The organism is Bacteroides sp. AN502(2024) (assembly GCF_041227145.1).
In the GTDB taxonomy this organism is placed as follows: domain Bacteria; phylum Bacteroidota; class Bacteroidia; order Bacteroidales; family Bacteroidaceae; genus Bacteroides.
Map to the genome: position 1 here is coordinate 1 of NZ_JBGFSP010000003.1, position 19679 is coordinate 19679.

Annotated in this window: 16 protein-coding genes; 6 read left to right on the top strand and 10 right to left on the bottom strand. The window is 45.7% G+C overall.

Annotated elements, in window-relative coordinates; all coding sequences use genetic code 11:
• The 5 genes from AB9N12_RS00040 to AB9N12_RS00060 all read right to left on the bottom strand — a co-directional run.
• On the bottom strand, positions 1 to 2410 hold a 2410-nt coding region (locus AB9N12_RS00040), incomplete at its 3' end, for a GumC family protein (RefSeq protein ID WP_369888918.1).
• 23 nt (positions 2411 to 2433) lie between these two features.
• Entirely contained in the window at positions 2434 to 3267 is an 834-nt protein-coding gene (locus tag AB9N12_RS00045; protein WP_369888919.1) for a polysaccharide biosynthesis/export family protein, read from the bottom strand.
• Positions 3268 to 3285: 18 nt separating this feature from the next.
• Positions 3286 to 5214, bottom strand: coding sequence for a polysaccharide biosynthesis protein (locus AB9N12_RS00050; protein WP_369888920.1), 1929 nt, complete (start codon positions 5212 to 5214; stop codon positions 3286 to 3288).
• A gap of 51 nt (positions 5215 to 5265) precedes the next feature.
• Positions 5266 to 5835: a UpxY family transcription antiterminator gene (locus AB9N12_RS00055; RefSeq protein ID WP_369888921.1), complete on the bottom strand. Its 570-nt coding sequence runs from the start codon at positions 5833 to 5835 to the stop codon at positions 5266 to 5268.
• 356 nt (positions 5836 to 6191) lie between these two features.
• Positions 6192 to 7139, bottom strand: a complete 948-nt coding sequence (locus tag AB9N12_RS00060; protein ID WP_369888922.1) for a tyrosine-type DNA invertase cluster 3b — start codon at positions 7137 to 7139, stop codon at positions 6192 to 6194.
• A 231-nt stretch (positions 7140 to 7370) separates the two neighbouring features.
• Between AB9N12_RS00060 and pyrB the strand changes: the two genes are divergently transcribed.
• The 6 genes from pyrB to AB9N12_RS00090 all read left to right on the top strand — a co-directional run bounded on the left by pyrB (position 7371) and on the right by AB9N12_RS00090 (position 12227).
• Positions 7371 to 8312, top strand: a complete 942-nt coding sequence (gene pyrB, locus AB9N12_RS00065) for an aspartate carbamoyltransferase (RefSeq protein WP_369888923.1) — start codon at positions 7371 to 7373, stop codon at positions 8310 to 8312.
• Complete coding sequence (gene pyrI, locus AB9N12_RS00070) at positions 8309 to 8770, top strand: aspartate carbamoyltransferase regulatory subunit (RefSeq protein ID WP_369888924.1); 462 nt, start codon at positions 8309 to 8311, stop codon at positions 8768 to 8770. Before pyrB ends, pyrI begins: the two co-directional genes overlap by 4 nt.
• Before the next feature lie 8 nt (positions 8771 to 8778).
• Positions 8779 to 9348: a flavin reductase family protein gene (locus AB9N12_RS00075; protein ID WP_369888925.1), complete on the top strand. Its 570-nt coding sequence runs from the start codon at positions 8779 to 8781 to the stop codon at positions 9346 to 9348.
• 16 nt (positions 9349 to 9364) lie between these two features.
• On the top strand, positions 9365 to 10102 hold the full coding sequence (locus AB9N12_RS00080; RefSeq protein WP_369888926.1) for a porin family protein: 738 nt from the start codon (positions 9365 to 9367) through the stop codon (positions 10100 to 10102).
• A gap of 134 nt (positions 10103 to 10236) precedes the next feature.
• A complete protein-coding gene (glyA, locus tag AB9N12_RS00085) occupies positions 10237 to 11517 on the top strand; it encodes a serine hydroxymethyltransferase (RefSeq protein ID WP_369888927.1) in 1281 nt (426 codons plus the stop codon).
• Between the two features lie 161 nt (positions 11518 to 11678).
• Positions 11679 to 12227: an occludin gene (locus tag AB9N12_RS00090; protein ID WP_369888928.1), complete on the top strand. Its 549-nt coding sequence runs from the start codon at positions 11679 to 11681 to the stop codon at positions 12225 to 12227.
• A 19-nt stretch (positions 12228 to 12246) separates the two neighbouring features.
• Here AB9N12_RS00090 and AB9N12_RS00095 read toward each other — a convergent pair whose 3' ends face one another.
• From AB9N12_RS00095 to AB9N12_RS00115, 5 genes are all read right to left on the bottom strand, one after another.
• Complete coding sequence (locus AB9N12_RS00095) at positions 12247 to 13254, bottom strand: SDR family oxidoreductase (RefSeq protein WP_369888929.1); 1008 nt, start codon at positions 13252 to 13254, stop codon at positions 12247 to 12249.
• Between the two features lie 370 nt (positions 13255 to 13624).
• Positions 13625 to 16120 (bottom strand): helix-turn-helix domain-containing protein, encoded by a 2496-nt coding sequence (locus AB9N12_RS00100; protein WP_369888930.1) that lies wholly within the window; start codon positions 16118 to 16120, stop codon positions 13625 to 13627.
• 458 nt (positions 16121 to 16578) lie between these two features.
• Complete coding sequence (locus tag AB9N12_RS00105) at positions 16579 to 17490, bottom strand: F0F1 ATP synthase subunit gamma (protein WP_369888931.1); 912 nt, start codon at positions 17488 to 17490, stop codon at positions 16579 to 16581.
• A gap of 40 nt (positions 17491 to 17530) precedes the next feature.
• Entirely contained in the window at positions 17531 to 19114 is a 1584-nt protein-coding gene (gene atpA / locus AB9N12_RS00110) for a F0F1 ATP synthase subunit alpha (protein ID WP_369888932.1), read from the bottom strand.
• Entirely contained in the window at positions 19114 to 19674 is a 561-nt protein-coding gene (locus tag AB9N12_RS00115; protein WP_369888933.1) for a F0F1 ATP synthase subunit delta, read from the bottom strand. The genes atpA and AB9N12_RS00115 overlap by 1 nt, the downstream gene beginning before the upstream one ends.
• Positions 19675 to 19679: the final 5 nt, after the last annotated feature.

A 19679-nucleotide genomic window follows, 5' to 3' on the forward strand; every position in this document is an offset into this window, starting at 1 on the left:
CGGCATGCTTCTCTCCATGACCGTAGCCATAACCATAACGCTTGCCATAGCCGTAATACTTACCGTATTTACCATAACCGTAGTAATACCCGTATTTTCTGGTATTCAAATCCAGACCGTTTATGACAATACCGGGATTAGGCAGTTTCTTGTTCTCGGAAAGTTCATTGATCAATGTGAATTCCGCCTTGTGGGTATAATCGGCACGACAGACGTAGACCGACAAATCTGCCACACGTGCGATCAGCAATGTATCGGTAACCATACCAACCGGTGCCGTATCCAATATGATATAATCAAAATTCTTCTTCAATATCTCAATGGCTTTGTCCAGTCCGTCACGGGCAAGCAGTTCAGTAGGATTGGGAGGGACTGTCCCACCCGGAAGGATAAACAGGTTCCTGTTTACATCAGACGGTTGGACCAGATCCATCAGGTCCATACTCGGGTTGGTCAGGAACTGGGTGATGCCACGTTCCTTGGTGGATAGTTTGAAAACCTTATTCAACCCCGGTTTACGGATGTCAAGGCCCACTATCACCACTTTTTTACCCAGCAGCGAAAGGCTGACTGCCAGATTCGACGACACGAAGGATTTGCCTTCGCCACTGATGGTGGAGGTCACCAGAATCACATTCTTTCCGTTCTCAAGCATGAACTGGAGGTTCGTACGCACATTACGGAAGGTCTCGCTCATCAGGTTGTTCTGATTCTCAAATACGGCGATGGAACCGGACTTCTCATCCGCCAGCGGGATATCACCGATAACAGGAAGAGAGGTCAGCTTCTCGACATCCGAACGTCCCTCGATCTTGAAGCGGGTCAAGCCGATCAGATAGACGATACCGGCAGGAAGACCCACTCCTAACAACAAGGCGATGAGATAGATCATCAGTCCCTTTGGAGAAACCGGATCGTCATCCGCCAGCGCCTCATCGATCGTCTTGGCATTGTTCGCGGTAGCGGCCAGGGTGATGGCGTTCTCCTCACGTTTTTGAAGCAGCATCAGATAAAGGCCTGCCTTGATCTCCTGTTGGCGGGCGATGCTCACGAAACGGCGTTCCTGAGTCGGAGCGTCACTGATACGACGCGAATAGCGGTTAGCCTCACGGGCAAGGTCTTCCCGGGTGATCTGCAGTCCTTTCAAGGTGGCATCCAACGTAGCCTGAACATTGCTACGCATCGCACGGATACCCGTATCCAGATTGATGATCGTAGGGTTGCTCTCGGTAGAGGTGCGGAGCAGGCGCTTCCTCTCGACCAGCATCTCATTGTATCTGTCTATCGCTCCCGCCAATGCCGCATCCTGCAGTCCGATATTGCTCGGCAGGACTTCGTATTCCGAACCTTTCATATAGCGTTGCAGATCCATCACCAGATTGATCTGGGTCTGGTTCTCCACCCGCTTCTTCTCGTATTCGGCGTTTCCGGTCAAGGCTATTTGTGCCTCACTGCTCAGATCCGTAATCCCCGCGCTACGCTTGAAGTTCTCCAGGTCCTGTTCCGTACTGCCAAGTTCCCTGGAAATAATGCCGATACGCTCATCGATGAACTCCGCCGTTCTCTGGGCGACCTCATTCTTGTCATTATTCGCATTCACATTATACATCTCGAGCAACTTGTTGATGAAGTCCTTACCGCGGCGAACGTCTGAATCTTTTAACGATATCACCACTACAGAAGTCATCTTCGACGTGGGAGATATCGAGAGAGCAGTGGCATATCCTTTCGCTACGGAAGAAGGCCTGTGGATGAAAGCGGTGATACGACGTTCCTGTGTCACGCTGTCCGGACGGACCGATGACAGTGTATCGGTATTCGCAAAGAAAGCGACCGTACCCTCATCGGTAGGGAATACGGCAGGCAGTTTATCAAACTGTTTCCGGTATTCCTTTTCCCCTACAGCAATCCGAACATCCATCGAGCCCGCAGGCTGCAAGGTCATACTCACCTCCATCGGATGAGGAAGCTTATCCGCCTCCTGAGGAGTCAGGCTCACCACCACGGGTGAGGTGCGGTAAAGTTCCCTGACGGGAAACTCGTCTTCATCCTTGTAAGTCACGAATAAACTCAGATTGTTGACCACTTCTCTTGCCAGTGACTTGGATTTCAGCACCTCGATCTCATTGTCCACGTTGCTCGAAGAGGAGACGAAACCGTCCAGTCCCATTTTCTCCAGTTCGGAGGACATGCTGGTACCGCCGCCTTTCTTGTCATCCTTGATCAGGACCGTGGCGGATATATTATAAACGGGCGTTGCCAGGCGCAGGTATCCCCATGCACAAGCGATACACACAATCACCGAAACCACGAACCAGGGCCAATGGACCAGGCAGCGGAAAAGGATTTCCTGAATATTCATCTGCTCTTCCGGTTGCTCAAAGCGGTTCTCTCCTTTTTCCTCAATCATATCTATGTTACTATTCTATATTACTATTTGAAAATGGTTACCAATAAACTTGCCAATGACACCAGGATAGAGGTGGCGGAGAACCAAAGACTGGTACTGTTACCGATATCGGAGTTACGTGCCTTCGCCTTGTTCGGGGTCACATAAACGATGTCATTCTGCTGTAACCAGTAGTACGGAGAAAGGATGGTTTCCGCCTTGTTCAGATCCAGTGTTATGATCTCCTGTTTACCGTCAGCACCCTCACGGATCAATTTGACATTCTCACGGACTCCCCAGACGGTCATGTCACCAGCCATGGCAAGGGCTTCCAGAAGGTTCACTTTCTCATTGCTGATTGTAAACGTGCCGGGACGGGTGACCTCACCCAGTACGGAGATCTTATAGTTCACCATACGGACGGTCACGATCGGGGTCTCCTTGATATAGGGTTTCAGCTTGTCTATGATCAGTTGTTCGGCCTCTCTTTTGGTCAGTCCTCCGATTCTCAACTCACCCAGGACAGGAAAGTTGATCTTCCCTTCATTATCCACCAAATAAGGCTGCAGGACAGGTTGGGTAGTCAGCTGGGTAGTACCGGCAGCCACACCCGCAGGGCTGGCCACTGTCAGATTGAAAGGGACAGCCAATTCCGGACTGGTACATGAGACCACAATGGTAAGCAGGTCCTTGGGCATGATCTTGGCATCATACAGACTCTCCTGTTGCACGGTCTGCTGCACAGCTTCCGCATCCTGAAGATAAGGTACTTTCTTATATGACTGGCAGGAAGCGAGCAATAATATCACAACCAGGCAGGCAAATACATGGCGTCCCACACTTTGCATATTCATATACATGTAAAATGATTTATTCATAAAAAAACATTTGGTTTATTATTCTTTATCCAATACCTCAAATCTCGGTGAGTTCTTTGATTTGAACTCAGGAACCACTTTCTTCATGAGTCTGACAGTATCCATGATCCTTACCGCACGCGACAGCTTCTCGAACTCTTCATACGTGTCAAGGATATCGGCATATTCATATCTTCTCACCTTCGCTATCATGATCTTCTTGTTCCCGGTGGGAATCGTATTTTCCTTGTCGCTCAACACTTCCTCATAGAGTTTTTCTCCGGGACGCAAGCCGGTGAACTCGATCCTGATGTCCTCACCCGGACGGTAGCCCGCCAACTCGATCATGCGCGTAGCCAGGTCAACGATCTTCACCGCCTGCCCCATCTCAAAGACAAAGATCTCATTGCCCTGGCCCATCGTGGCGGCCTCCATCACCAGACGGCAGGCTTCGGGGATGGTCATGAAGAAGCGGATGATATCGGGATGGGTGACCGTCACAGGCCCGCCGTTCTCGATCTGTTCCTTAAAGCGGGGAATGACCGAACCGTTACTGCCCAGCACATTACCGAAGCGGGTCGTGATGAAACGGGTACGACCCTTCACCTTTCCCTCACCGATGGCACAACCCAGGCTCTGCACGTAGATTTCAGCCAGTCGTTTGGAACAGCCCATCACGTTCGTGGGGTTCACAGCCTTATCCGTGGAGACCATGACCATTTTCTCCGCACCGTATTCCACCGCCATGTCGGCAACCTGTCGCGAACCTATCACATTGACAAGGACAGCCTCGCAGGGATTCTCCTCCATCAAAGGAACGTGTTTGTAGGCGGCCGCATGAAAGACGATCTGGGGATGGTAGAGCTCAAATACCATACGGACACGCTCCTTCACACGGACGTCACCGATCACAGGGACAAAATCCATCCCGGGATAGTTCTTCTCGAACTCCAGACGGACATTGTGAAGGGGAGTTTCCGCTGAGTCGAACATGACGAGTCTCTGAATCCCCATCTGTACCAGCTGGCGACAAAGCTCACTGCCGATACTGCCCGCGGCACCGGTCACCAGCACCACTTTGCCACGGAACTCTTCCGCAACCTGACGGAGGTTGATGTTGATTTCCGCACGGCCAAGTAGATCCTCGATCTTGATGGGGCGGACCCACTGGTGAAAGTTCCCGTCGGAATCGGCCTCGCTGATGGTAGGGGCGATCAGTGTCTTGAGTCCATGGTCCTTGCAATATTCCAGAAGCCGTTTCTCTTCCTGACGGGTGTCCTCGTAACGGGCAAAAAGAATACCCTTAATTCCGCGCTTACGTATGATATAGTCCACATCAGACCCGCTCTCAAAGTAATAGACGGGAAGATCCGTCAGACGGCGGCGGCTGTTGGTTTTGCCATAAACGTAAAAGCCTGCCACCTTATAATGGGCACTGTTACGGAGACGCAGTTTCAAGGCTACACTCTTTTCGTCGGTACCGTAGATTAGGATACGCGTGTTCTTCTTGTTCACCCAATCCAGCAGCAGGTCATAGACGATGATCAATGATACACGGAAGACTGTCAGAATCACCATGGTCAACAACCCGTCAAACAGAAGGCAGGATACTTTATATTGATCCGGCAGCCGGGTCTCACAGATAAGCCCAAAAGAGATGATAGCCAGACAGACAACTTTGAATAATACCGCACAGATGATACGCCACAGTTCGCGGGCCTGGGAAAAACGGATCGTATTACGGTAAGTATGGAACAATAAGGAACCTGCGACACTTGCCGTCAAAGAGAAGACGACCAATTGACAGAGCAGACGGTCGCTCATTGGAACATGACCCATATAATGAATGACAGCATAAGCGACCAATGAGCACAATACAGAAAGTGCTGTGTCAATTCCTAAAACAACCCAATAACTGAAATAATTTTTGCGGACATATTGCACTATGCCCTTTAACGTATTTTCCATTGTTGTATAAATGAAATAATTGCGTATCAGAAATACAATCAGATATTAAGATTAAAGTTTCACAGGTTCGACATAGCCCACCGGCATGTCCGCACAGGCGCATCCCAGCATATTCAGACGGACAGCAATCTTACTCTTGCCGCCAACCGTGACAAGCTCACCCACAAGCCCCGTCAAAGGACCTTTGATGACGCGGACCTTCTCACCACGTGCCAAGGGAGCACTGTTCATACTGATCGCCTCTTCCGAATAGTCGAGCATAAAACGGAAACGGGCCATCTGATCATCGGGAATTACTGCAGGACTGCTCTCACCGCGCATGACCATATACCGGCTCACCGTAGACAGGGAAAGGACTTCTTTGCGTTCTTTCCCATCCGCATGTACAAAAACCATCATGGGAAGCAACACACATTCGACCACCTTGCGGCGGTCGCTCCATTGATGTACTTCCTGCTGGACCGGTACAAAATTCTCAATCCCCATCTTGCCTAAACGCTCGGCCACTTTCTTCTCATGATGCATACGAACCAAGGCGACATACCAGCGTTTAGGGTGTGCTACGCCTTCCCCTGTCCCATTACTAGGCCCAGCACTCAAAGTCTCTTGCGTTAGAATCATACTTTTTTACCCCATACTAGTCCGTTACTTCTTAGGTAACGGATAAGGTACTCATTCACAGGGAAAACAGATGAAAGCAGAAAAACATGGACAGGAGCTGCCTACAAGGATGTTTTTCTAACCTAAGCGAAGGGAAAAGCAGCTTTGAAAACAGGGTATAAGAATTTAAGACATGATCAGACAACGCCATCATGTCCGGATAGATTTTTGTTGCATATTTCAACAAATCTGTAAAAAAATGAAGATTTTACTTGTTTGTTATTTGTATTTTTACATATCTTTGCATCGAATAATTATCCGTTACCTAAGAAGTAACAGACATATTTCGATATTGATTTCTAACACCTTACCGTTAATCATTTACCTGAACGATAGTTCCTGATGTAAGATAAATTCCCCTTATTTACCTCTGTACGTTCTTGAAGACCGAAGCCTTTCAAATAGATTTGTGTGGTTTTGATAGATTTGTGTCCCAATGATTCACTAATCATTTCGATCGATACTCCCCGATACTTGGCGGTCGTGGCCCAGGAATGGCGGAGGGTGTAAGAAGTGACGGGAGACTTCAGATGTAAGGCTCTGGCCAAGTCTTTCAAACAATTATTGAACTGACGCAGGGCGGACTGGTATTCCCGATAAGCCCGTTCATCCGTCCGTTTCTTGTCACTACTAAGGATGTCAAACAGATAATCCGGAAAATCAGGACGAGAATCCTGACGGCTACGGAGCCGGTTGATCATCTCCTTTGCCGTATCAAGCACTTCCACACTCATCGGAGTCTTGGTCTTGATTCGGTTATACCGCAATACATTCTGATCCAAGGCAGATTTCTCCAGATGGGCCAGATCAGCAAACGACATTCCACAGAACTGGAACATCAGGCAGGCAATGGCCTGTGTTCGACGCAATCGATCCGACTTGGGATCTTCATATAGAAGCTTATGCAATTCGACGGCGGGCAGGGCTTTCTTCTGGCGGACATCCACTCCCGTATAAACATCGTGGAACAGTCGAGGCACATAAGGCGCAATGCCAGCTTCCACTCCCCGATTGTAAATGCTACGAAGCATACGCATATACGTGGAAATCGTATTCAGTCTCAAACCACACCCGTAAAGGTACTGACCGTAACGCCGCAAACTTCCACGGCTGACCTGTCCGAACGACACATGGGACGTGCCGCAAAACTTGCTGAAAGAATAAAGGGCATTCTGATAGACATGCGCTGTTGAATAACGACCCTCCTGTCGTAAACGAACGATGTAGTTCTCCCCACACCGGCTAAATCCATTTTTGTTCCTCATTTGCATCATTAATTATTTTATATATACTATTCGACAAGCGACAAAAGAACAAATCTTTTTGCAAGTTCAATTTCACTTTCCAGATATTATCCTCTAATTAAGATTTATTAATATTAAAAAATTAACTAATTATGAGCAGTAAAAAAGAGACGAAAAATCTGTGCTTTTCACAAATTCTTTGTACCTTTACACTCCGGTAAAACAAGTTCTATCCACATAAAAGATAACAAAATGGAAAACAGAAGTTTAGTAACCATTGCCGAACATTCTAAAGAAAAAATCCTCTACATGCTCGAAATGGCGAAGCAGTTTGAAATGAACCCCAATCGCCGGTTATTACAAGGTAAGGTTGTAGCAACCCTGTTCTTTGAGCCTTCCACCCGTACCCGCTTGAGTTTTGAAACAGCTGCCAACCGTCTCGGTGCACGAGTCATCGGATTTTCTGACCCCAAAGCTACCAGCTCTTCCAAAGGGGAAACACTAAAAGACACCATCATGATGGTAAGCAACTATGCTGATATTATTGTCATGCGACATTATCTCGAAGGAGCTGCGCGGTATGCCAGTGAAGTAGCCCCGGTACCTATCGTCAACGCCGGTGACGGAGCCAACCAACACCCGTCGCAGACCATGCTCGACCTCTACTCTATCTACAAGACACAAGGAACGCTGGAAAATCTGAACATATTTCTGGTAGGTGACTTGAAATACGGCCGCACAGTACATTCATTGCTAATGGCCATGCGACATTTTAATCCGACTTTCCATTTTATCGCCCCCGAAGAGCTGAAAATGCCGGAAGAATACAAACTTTACTGTAAAACGCACCAAATAAAATACATTGAACATACGGACTTTACCGAGGAGATTATCGCTGACGCGGATATTCTCTACATGACACGTGTACAGCGTGAACGTTTCACCGACCTGATGGAATATGAACGGGTGAAGAATGTATATATTCTCCGTAACAAAATGCTGGAGAATACGCGTCCGAACCTGCGTATCCTGCACCCGCTTCCCCGTGTCAACGAGATCGCTTATGATGTGGATGACAACCCGAAAGCATATTATTTCCAACAGGCACAAAACGGTCTGTATGCCCGCGAAGCTATCCTTTGCGATGTGTTAGGTATCACATTAGATGACGTTAAAAACGATATTTTATTATGAGCGAAAATAAACAAGCATTGCAAGTAGCTGCCCTGAAAAACGGGACAGTGATTGACCATATCCCATCCGAAAAGCTCTTTACCGTAGTGCAACTGCTCGGTGTGGAACAAATGACCAGCAATATCACTATCGGGTTCAATCTCGACAGCAAAAAGCTGGGTAAAAAAGGAATCATTAAAATTGCAGATAAATTTTTCTGCGATGAAGAGATTAACCGTATTTCAGTAGTTGCCCCACACGTCAAACTGAATATTATCCGTGATTACGAGGTGGTAGAAAAGAAAGAGGTAAAAATGCCGGATGAACTTCACGGTATCGTGAAATGTGCCAACCCGAAATGTATCACCAACAACGAACCGATGGACACGATCTTTCATGTGATAGACAAGGAGAATTGCATCGTAAAATGCCATTATTGCGAGAAAGAACAGAAACGTGAAGAGATTACAATCCTATAACTTTATCTATGAAACAGGACTGGAAACCAGGAACGATGATTTATCCGCTTCCGGCCGTACTGGTCAGCTGCGGAAAAGAAAAAAGCGAATATAATGTGTTCACAGTAGCATGGACGGGTACGATTTGTACGAACCCGCCCATGTGTTATATATCTGTACGTCCGGAACGTTATTCTTATGAGATTATCAAAAGAAACATGGAGTTTGTCATCAACCTGACAACGAAAGATATGGCTTTTGCCACCGACTGGTGCGGAGTCCGTTCGGGACGTGATTATCATAAATTTGAAGAGATGAAACTGACACCCGGACGATGTACGGTGGTCAGCGCACCGCTGATTGAAGAATCGCCTCTTTGTATTGAATGTCGGGTAAAAGAAATTATCTCTCTAGGCTCACACGATATGTTTATCGCTGACGTGGTAAATGTGCGTGCGGACGACCGGAACTTGAATCCCGAAACGGGAAAGCTGGAACTGGCAGAAGCCAATCCGCTGGTATATATGCACGGAGGATATTATAATCTGGGAGAGAAAATCGGAAAATTCGGTTGGAGTGTAGAAAAGAAGAAATCATAAAAAGTACGGTACCACCATGAATATGCTGCGGAAATTCATTCTTTTCAGCTTGTTAGCCATAGCCTGTCCGGCTGTCGGTCAGAATTATAATGCCAATAAAGTGAACCGTCCCAATACCAAAAAAATAAATTTTGGAATCAAAGCAGGATTCAACTCTTCCATGTTTATGGTGTCTGAACTGAAAATAAAGGATGTGACTATCGATGAGGTACAGAATAACTACAAGATAGGTTATTTCGGTGCCCTCTTCATGCGCATCAATATGAAAAAGCATTTCATTCAGCCGGAGGTATCGTATAATGTAAGCAAATGTGAGATCACTTTCGACAAGCTCGGTTCGCAGCATCCTGCCATTGAGCCTGATTATGCTTCGGTACAATCGGTGTTGCACAGTGTGGATTTCCCCGTTCTATACGGCTATAATGTAGTGAAAAAAGGACCTTACGGAATGTCTATCTTCGCTGGTCCCAAACTTCGCTACTTATGGGGAAAGCGCAATGATATCACGTTTAAGAATTTCGATCAGAAGGGGATTCATGAAAAGCTGTATCCGTTCAATGTCTGTGCAGTAATCGGCATAGGTGTCAACATCTCCCGCATCTTCTTCGATTTCCGCTATGAACAAGGTATCGGAAATATCTCCAAGTCCATCATTTACGACAACATCAATTCTGACGGGAGCACAGGGGTGAGTAATATTATTTTCCGCCGCCGCGACAGCGCATTAAGTTTTTCGCTGGGGTTCATTCTTTAAGAATAATATATCATTAAATCCCGCTTTTCACTAACATTTTTCTTGCAGTTCCTTCATTCTTTATTTATTTTCATTAACTTTGTACGCTTAAAATAGGTATCTCGAATTAGAAATTTAATCTTACTTATAAAAGAATGAAAAGAGACGACTTAATTTTCGACATCATCGAAAAAGAGCATCAACGTCAGTTGAAAGGAATCGAGCTGATTGCATCAGAAAATTTTGTGAGTGATCAGGTAATGCAGGCAATGGGATCTTGCCTCACTAACAAGTACGCAGAAGGTTATCCCGGCAAACGTTACTACGGAGGTTGCGAAGTAGTAGACCAAAGCGAACAAATCGCTATTGACCGCCTGAAAAAAATATTTGGCGCTGAATGGGCCAATGTACAGCCACACTCGGGAGCACAAGCCAATGCCGCTGTTTTCCTCGCTGTGCTGAATCCGGGCGACAAATTCATGGGATTAAATCTTGCCCATGGCGGACACCTTTCTCATGGCTCACTGGTAAACACTTCCGGTATCATTTATACTCCTTGCGAATATAACCTGAACAAAGAAACGGGACGCGTTGACTACGACCAGATGGAAGAAGTCGCTCTGCGTGAGAAACCGAAAATGATTATCGGTGGTGGCTCTGCATACTCCCGTGAATGGGATTACAAACGTATGCGTGAAATCGCTGACAAAGTTGGCGCTATCCTGATGATCGACATGGCTCATCCTGCCGGTCTGATCGCTGCCGGAGTGCTCGAGAATCCGGTTAAATATGCACATATCGTCACTTCTACTACACATAAAACACTTCGCGGACCTCGTGGTGGTATCATCATGATGGGTAAGGATTTCCCCAATCCGTGGGGTAAGACCACTCCGAAAGGTGAGATCAAGATGATGTCTCAATTACTGGATTCTGCCGTATTCCCGGGCATCCAAGGTGGTCCGTTGGAACATGTAATTGCTGCTAAAGCCGTTGCTTTCGGTGAAATCCTGCAACCAGAATTTAAGGAATATGCCAAACAGGTGCAAAAGAACGCCGCTGTACTTGCACAGGCTTTGATTGAGCGTGGCTTTACCATCGTTTCCGGCGGTACGGACAACCATTCTATGTTGGTCGACCTACGTAGCAAATATCCTGATCTGACAGGTAAAGTGGCAGAAAAAGCATTGGTTTCTGCTGATATTACCGTTAACAAGAACATGGTTCCGTTCGACAGCCGTTCGGCTTTCCAGACTTCCGGTATCCGTCTGGGTACTCCTGCCATCACTACCCGTGGTGCAAAAGAAGATTTGATGCTCGAAATTGCTGAAATGATCGAGACTGTATTGTCTAACGTAGAAAATGAAGACGCTATAGCCCAAGTACGTGCACGTGTCAATGAGACAATGAAGAAATATCCTCTTTTTGCTTATTAAAAAACGATTTCAAAGCTAATAGCTACAATGCTATCAGCTTTGTTTCTTATATACCCTTGTTACAACTATCCGTAACGAGGGTAATTTTCTAAGAAAACATAACGGAAGCAGATAGTCAGGTGGAAAATACATATCTTTGCGATAAATCAACCTTTACGAAGATGAAAAAACTGATTCTATTTCTTTCGCTGATATTATCGGTCGGTTTTGCATCCGCACAGTCGGAAATACCTTCCGATAGCATTCGTCGTGCTCCATCTGCCAATATCAAAGAGTTTGGCGGTTTTCTATTGGATATGGGGTTAATGAACGTAGCCACTCCCCAGCTTCCCCAATTTAAATTAGATATACCTGATATGACGAAAGATTATAATCAGCTCTTTCGTTTGAATAGGGATATTACCTATTCTCAAGGATTCACAGACTCTTTTTCTTCGTCCTCTCACTCCGGGTTTTCCAGTTTTGGATACGGATATGGCTGGGGATTATCTTCTTCTCCTCAGTTTATGCAGATGGGATCTTTCAAACTGAAAAACGGAATGAGAATCAATACCTATGGAGATTACAACAAGGATGGCTGGCGAGTGCCTAATCGCAGCGCCATGCCTTGGGAAAGGAACAATTTCCGAGGAGCATTCGAACTGAAATCTGCTAATGGTAATTTCGGAATACGGATTGAGGTGCAGCAAGGAAGAAATGCTCCTTATTAAACAATACTCCTTATTAACATCAGAAGGCTTTATCTGCCGCACTGATTGCATGGGCTATACGGTCACACCACGCATCAAATGCCGGATCGGGTGTTTGGGTTTCCGGATGGGAAAGCATATAGCGTACAGCTTGCCACAATCCCTCCATCATGGAAATATGGCATATAAAATCCGGAACAATCCGCTTTATCTTCGAATTATCAAAGACAACCGTAGTCGCTTTATCTCCTAAGAGTTCCCCCCTGAAATCATAATGATCGCTATGTTTGGCAAGGAAATCGGATGCTACGTGCAATGCGTTCAATGGTTTGCCTAACGCATCGGCAATTGTCTGGTAAATCTGATTCCAGGTCATACTTTCATCGCTAGTGATATGAAAAGCGTTCCCAATGGCATGTGGATTTGCCATCAGTCCGACATAGCCTTTGGCAAAATCTTTGGAGTGAGTCAGAGTCCACAAAGAGGATCCGTCACCGGGAATAATAACAGGTTTGCCGTCAAGAATCCGTTTGAGAATCTGCCAGTTTCCCTTATCACCATGTATGGCTACAGGAGATTTGGTTCCATTGTAGGTATGGCTGGGACGAACGATAGTCACCGGAAAACCACTTGTCCGATAGGCTGCCATCAATGCTTCTTCCGCTTCTATCTTGTTTCTGGAATACTGCCAGTAGGGATTAACCAAAGGGGTGCTTTCGGTAATACGATAATCAGTCGATGGCTTTTGATAGGCAGAGGCACTGCTGATAAAGATGTATTGCCGAGTTTTATTCTGAAACAGGCGAATATCACGCTTTACGTCTTCTGCCGTATAGCCGATAAACTGTGCAACCACATCATAATGTTCAAACGCAATGGCTTTTGCTACAGTTTCTTCATCATTAATATCCGCAATGATGCTACGAATTCCTGCCGGCATCTTTTTCGAACCGCGATTAAGTAAGGTAATCTCCCACCCTCTCTGTTGTGCCAATGTAACTACATCTGTACTGATAGTACCCGTTCCTCCAATAAATAATGCTTTCATAAAACCTGTTTTTATATTCTCCGAAACAAATATATCAATTCCATGCCTTACTTCCAGCAATCATTGCCATTTATTTTTCTGTTCGAAAGTTTATATCGTATACAGAATTGAAATATACACCAAAGGGATATAAAGGAGAACAAAGGAGAATAAAGCAGTCCGAAACCTTAATAAAGATAGAATCAGAAGAATTAATTATTAATTTATATTATAAAACGCACTTTTTTTCTTGATTTATTTGCAAAATTGCCAAAAGTACGTACATTTACAATGTGTTTTTCATAGTATTAGATTTAAGGTTAACAAAGGTTGGAGCAAGGCGTTGCTCCTTTTTTTATGTCCATACGCCGGATATTCCCGAAATAATCTGTCAATGCCTGGAAGCAGCCAATACAAACTTTATATCAGCATAGGAGACATCGTCTCCTAATGCTACCTTAATAGCGAATATTCCCATGTATTCATGTTCATCCAAATACTTGCGGATCTTTGCTATATTTTCAGCTTTCACCACCTGCTCCACTTTGATCTTTCCCAAACGGACGTAATGCTCCAGATGTCCGGCAATCGTTCCTGCTACCAAATCGCGAGCCTTGGCTATTTCATCTATATTCATTCCCTGACGGAACATTTCATAGCTAATCAACTTCGTATCTTTCTTCGCCTCCTTCTTCTTCTCCTTCTCCGACCTTTCACATTGATTATCAGCTATATACTTTCGAATAATGCCTAAGATTTCAAGTCCGTATTTCTCCGCTCCCTTTGCCCCAAAATAAGGTATCGCCTCCAAAGCTTTTGGACTATCGGGTAGCAGATTCACAATTCCCATCAATGCCTTCTGTCGCATAATAACATAAGCAGGAAGATTTGTCTCACGTGTTTTGGCAGCTCTCCATTCAGACAAGGCACGGTAAAGCTCCGGATGCAGAATATCCGTAGGAACCTCCACCTTTGCCTTTTCAGCACCCCGTGCCAGCCCTTTCCGCTCCTTGGGGTCTTTCTTCTCCTTCAAAGCTTTCGAAGAACCGGAAGAGGTAGAATCATCTTCAAGGCTCAACATTACTTTAGCCTTCAACTTCAAATAATCCGTGACAGCAAACTTCCCTCTCGCAGACACAGCTTTCAACAAAGATTCTTTAATCCACAACGCATCATCCAACGCCTGCATACGTTCTGCCAACAGCTTTCTTAACCCTTTATTATCAAGAGGCATGTTAGTCTTATTGTACAAAGCACGAACCGGTTCCAACTCCTTATGAAAATACCCGGCACCGGAACGAATCCGCTCCTGTAATTCCTGATTCGTCGCATAATCCTCCCTCTCCTGTATCAACCGGGTATACTGATTGCGGAAACGTTGAGATACCTCTACAATCTTCTCTTTAACATGGGGAGCCAACGCCTTATATTCAGCCAACTGCCTCGGAAAGAGCTTATACAAATCTTCATCTATAAGACGAAGCAATCGTTTATAGGCCTGATCGATCGAATAGAAATTAAACAAATCACTCAACAAATCAAAGAAATACGCCTTTTGCATATCGTTCAACTGACGACTGTCCGGCTTGTTCTGCTCCACCGTTTGAGTGAAATGATCCACCGTAGCATCACTTATTATGGCTTCCCTGCGCAAAGGAGATTCCAACACTATGCCTTCCAGCGACTTGCAACGACTCAAAGCCACATAAGTTTGCCCATGTGCAAAGGAATTCCGCGCATCAATAATGGCACGCTCAAATGTCAAGCCCTGACTCTTATGTATCGTAATAGCCCATGCCAGACGAATAGGATACTGACGGAACGTCCCTTCTATCACTTCAGTGATTTCCTTCGTCTCCTCATTCAATACATACTTATAATTCCCCCACTCTTCCGGCAACAACTGAAACTCGGAGCTATCCCCTTTACCACGCACCACAATACCCGATTCATTAACCACTGCCACCTCACCAATCATACCATTATAATATCGTTTCTCGGACGATGGATCATTCTTCAGAAACATTATCTGTGCTCCTTCCTTAATTGTCAGAAGTCTATCCGCAGGATACGAATATTCAGGAAAATCCCCCTCAATCTCGGCACTAAAATTATATGCCTTACCGGGCAACGATGCCAGTTCCCGATCATTAACCCTCTGCGCCTGATAATTATGCGTCGTCAGACGAATATATCCTTCTTCTTTTTGTGGTTGGAAACTGGGCTGATAACGACGGTTCAGTTCATTCAGCACTTCATCATCCGCCTTATTCTCCCGGATTTTGTTTAATAAAGAAAGGAAGAACGTGTCACTCTGACGATATACTTTCTTGAGTTCAATCGTCACATATACTGTCTCTTTCAAGGCATGACTTGCAAAGAAATAAGGAGTCTCATAATGTTTTCTCAACAACTCCCACTCATTATCCTTCACGACAGGCGCCAGCTGTTGCAAATCTCCAATCATCAACAGTTGCACCCCACCAAATGGTTTCTCTCTATCGCGATATCTCCGCAGAGTTGCATCCACCGCATCCAGCAAATCAGCACGTACCATACTGATCTCATCAATAACCAGCAAATCCATACTACGGATAATATTCCGCTTTTCTTTACTATAACGATAATGTGTCTGGGAAGAATTAAAGGTGGTTTCGGGCACAAAAGGAGCAAAAGACAACTGAAAAAAAGAATGAATCGTTACACCTCCCGCATTGATGGCTGCAATCCCTGTCGGAGCCAAAATGACCATGCGCTTGGGAGTATGTTCTTTCAATCGCCTAAGAAATGTCGTTTTCCCGGTTCCTGCTTTTCCGGTAAGAAATAAATGTGTGCCTGTATTTTCAATAAACTGCCAAGCAAGTTGCAGCTCCGGATTATTTTCCATGCTTTTTCCAATTTTCGGTAAAGTTAATTAATATTCTTTTTCTTTCGTCTTGATACGAAAGAAAAAGAACCAAAAAGAAAGAATCAAGGCTACGTTTTTCCGGCTACTGCGGCGCTTAACACCGGAAAAACGAGGCCGGAAGACCTGCGGCGTGAAAGCCTTACAATGTGGAAAGCTTTACTATATAAAAGCCGCAGACGTTATACGACTTAATATAGCAAAGCAGAACAATATATGATAAAATTACAATACCTATCCGGTACCCCACCCCGCCAAGCTCCCCGGCCTACTTTTTCTCCGTCAGGCGAGCGCCCGTAACGGAGCGTTAAGAAGGGCAGACTGTTTGAGCGTAGCGAGTTTCTGCCCTTTAGCGAAGTGAAGGAAGCGAGTAGGAGAAAAAAGTCAGCCTTGAATTTTTCTTTGCTTCTTTCTTTTGTTTCAAGACAAAAGAAAGAAGATTACTTCATGGAGCCTCCCACAATATCCAGCAATTCATTTGTAATCGCCTGCTGACGACTCTTATTATACTGCTTTGTCAAATCTTGAATCAGCTCGTTTGCATTGTCCGTAGCCACTTGCATAGCGAGCGTACGTGCAGCATGTTCCGATGCATTGGAATCGACAGAGGCGGTAAAGATCTTCTGGTTCAATACAGTTGGGATTAAACTGGCGATCAATTCTTCCGCGTTTGGTTCGATGATATAATCATTAGTAATTTCGTTCTCCTGTATATCTTCCTCACCTCTGCTTCCCTCCTTGTTTCTATCCTCTTCACCCACCACGTTCGTCAGATTAATCGGAAGATACGTCTCACGGAGAAGAATCTGCATCCCCATTGATTTGAAGTGATGATAGATTATTTCCACACGGTCCACTTCCCCTGCTACATACATATCCATCAGTTGGTGTGCCAGTTCAGCAGCCTCCCGATACGTCGGTTTGTCGGAGAGCGTCGGAGAAACCTCCTGCGTTTTGAATCCCATCCTTTTGGCAGCTTCATCGACCTTCTTACCTACCGGGAATATCAATATATTATCCTGTCCTAAAGTTTGGAATTCCTCGATAATCTGCATCATCATTTTGATGACATTAGCATTGAAAGCCCCACAAAGAGAAGTGTTCGAAGAAAAAACAACGATTGCCACACGCTTCACTTCCCGCTCCTGCACATAAGGAGATTCAACGGACAGGTCCGAGCTTAGGAAGTTAGTCAGAATTTTGTTCAACTTCTTCTGATAAGGTAGCATGTTCTCAATGGCTCCTTGTGCCTTGTGTAATTTGGCAGAAGCCACCATCTTCATTGCTGAAGTGATTTTTTGGGTACTCTTTACCGAATTTATTCTGGTTTTTACTTCTTTCAGTGAAGCCATAGTGGTAATTAAAAATTAAGAATTCAAAATTAAAGGCTGATCAGATCCATTGTTTAGCAACCATAGCGGCAGTCTCTTCGATACCCCTAGTCACCTTATCGTCAATCACTCCCGTTTTCAGTACATCCAATACATCCTCCTGGTGATTCAGTTGCAGGGATTCGATGAAACTGCGTTCAAAGTGCTGCACCTTATCCAAGGGGATATCGTGGAGAAGTCCGTGTGTACCACAGTAGAGGATAGCAATCTGCTGCTCTACGGGCATCGGGCTATATTGAGGCTGAATCAACAGCCGGCTGTTCTTACGTCCCTTATCAATGGTCAGTGCGGTAATCGGGTCCATATCACTACTAAACTTGGAGAAAGCCTCCAATTCACGATATTGAGCCTGGTCTATCTTCAATGTTCCCGCCACTTTCTTCATAGCCTTAATCTGCGCGTTACCACCTACACGGGATACGGAGATACCGACATTAATAGCCGGACGCGTACCTTGGTTGAACAAGTCAGTTTCGAGGAATATCTGTCCGTCGGTGATAGAAATCACATTCGTCGGGATATAGGCCGATACGTCACCAGCCTGAGTTTCGATGATAGGCAATGCCGTGAGCGAACCACCACCTTTGACAATCCCCTTCAGACTTTCCGGAAGGTCGTTCATTTCGCGTGCTACTTCCTCCTGACTGATAATCTTGGCAGCACGTTCCAACAGTCGGGAGTGCAGATAGAAGATATCCCCCGGATAAGCCTCACGACCGGACGGACGGCGAAGAATCAAAGAAACCTCCCGATAAGCTACCGCCTGCTTGGAAAGGTCGTCATAGACCACCAACGCATGACGACCGGTATCACGGAAATACTCACCGATGGCAGCACCCGCAAATGGAGCGTAGTACTGCAATGCGGCCGGATCACCTGCCGTAGCAGCCACAACAATCGTGTAGTCCAGTGCTCCGTACTCACGAAGCATATTAACGATAGAAGCAACGGTAGACCCCTTCTGCCCCACAGCTACATAAATACAATATACAGGATCCCCTGCCAGAAAGTTACTACGCTGGTTGATAATCGTATCAATAGCGATGGAAGTCTTTCCCGTCTGACGATCGCCGATAATCAACTCACGCTGTCCGCGACCGATAGGAATCATAGCGTCTACCGCCTTCAGTCCGGTTTGCAGCGGTTGGTTCACAGGCTGACGGTAAATTACCCCCGGAGCTTTCCGCTCCAATGGCATATCATACAATTGGCCGCCAATCAGTCCTTTACCATCGAGCGGTTCACCCAACGGGTCGATCACACGTCCCAGCATACTCTCTCCCACACGGATAGAGGCGATACGTTTGGTACGCTTTACGACGAATCCCTCCTTAATCTTGTCCGTCGGTCCCAACAGCACAGCTCCCACGTTATCCTCTTCGAGGTTCATCACGATTGCTTTGATACCATTGTCAAACTCCAGCAATTCATTGGCTTCGGCATTCCGCAATCCATAGATACGCACTACACCGTCGCTCACCTGGAGCACCGTACCCATTTCGTCAAGTTGCACATTGGCGTTGATTCCTTCGAGCTGCTTGCGCAATATATCAGATACTTCGCTTACTTTTATATTTTCAGACATTATACAATTCTCCTATTCTTATCAATAAATTGTTGTTTCACTCGCTTCAACTGCGTGGCAACGCTTGCATCCAGCCGATAGTCATTGACATCGAAGATAAATCCGCCTTCAATAGAGGGATCCACCACCGTTTCCAGTTCCATCCGAGCATGCAAGATACGCTCTGCCACGGAACGAATCCGGCTTTCCGTTTCCTTATCGACAGGAACGGCTGTGATCAACTTGCCTGTTCCGATGTGCTTCAGTTTCCGGTAAAGATCCAGATACATCAGGCTGATAAATTGCAGATAGCCTTCACGACTGTTGCGCAGTACTAAAGTGATAAAACGGACAAACTCTCTAGTCGATTTTCCGTCGCCATCAGCAGCCGTGCAGACTAACGCCAACTTTTCTTTAGTCGTGATGACCGGATTATCAAGTGCTTCGCGCAAACCCGGCTGTTCACAAAAGCTGTGAGACAGGGCCAGAAATTCCTGATACAACCTATCCTCCATACCTTTTTCCTGAGCGTATTCAATAACAGCTTTAGCATAACGCATTGAGAGTATTCCGACTTCCATCTTCT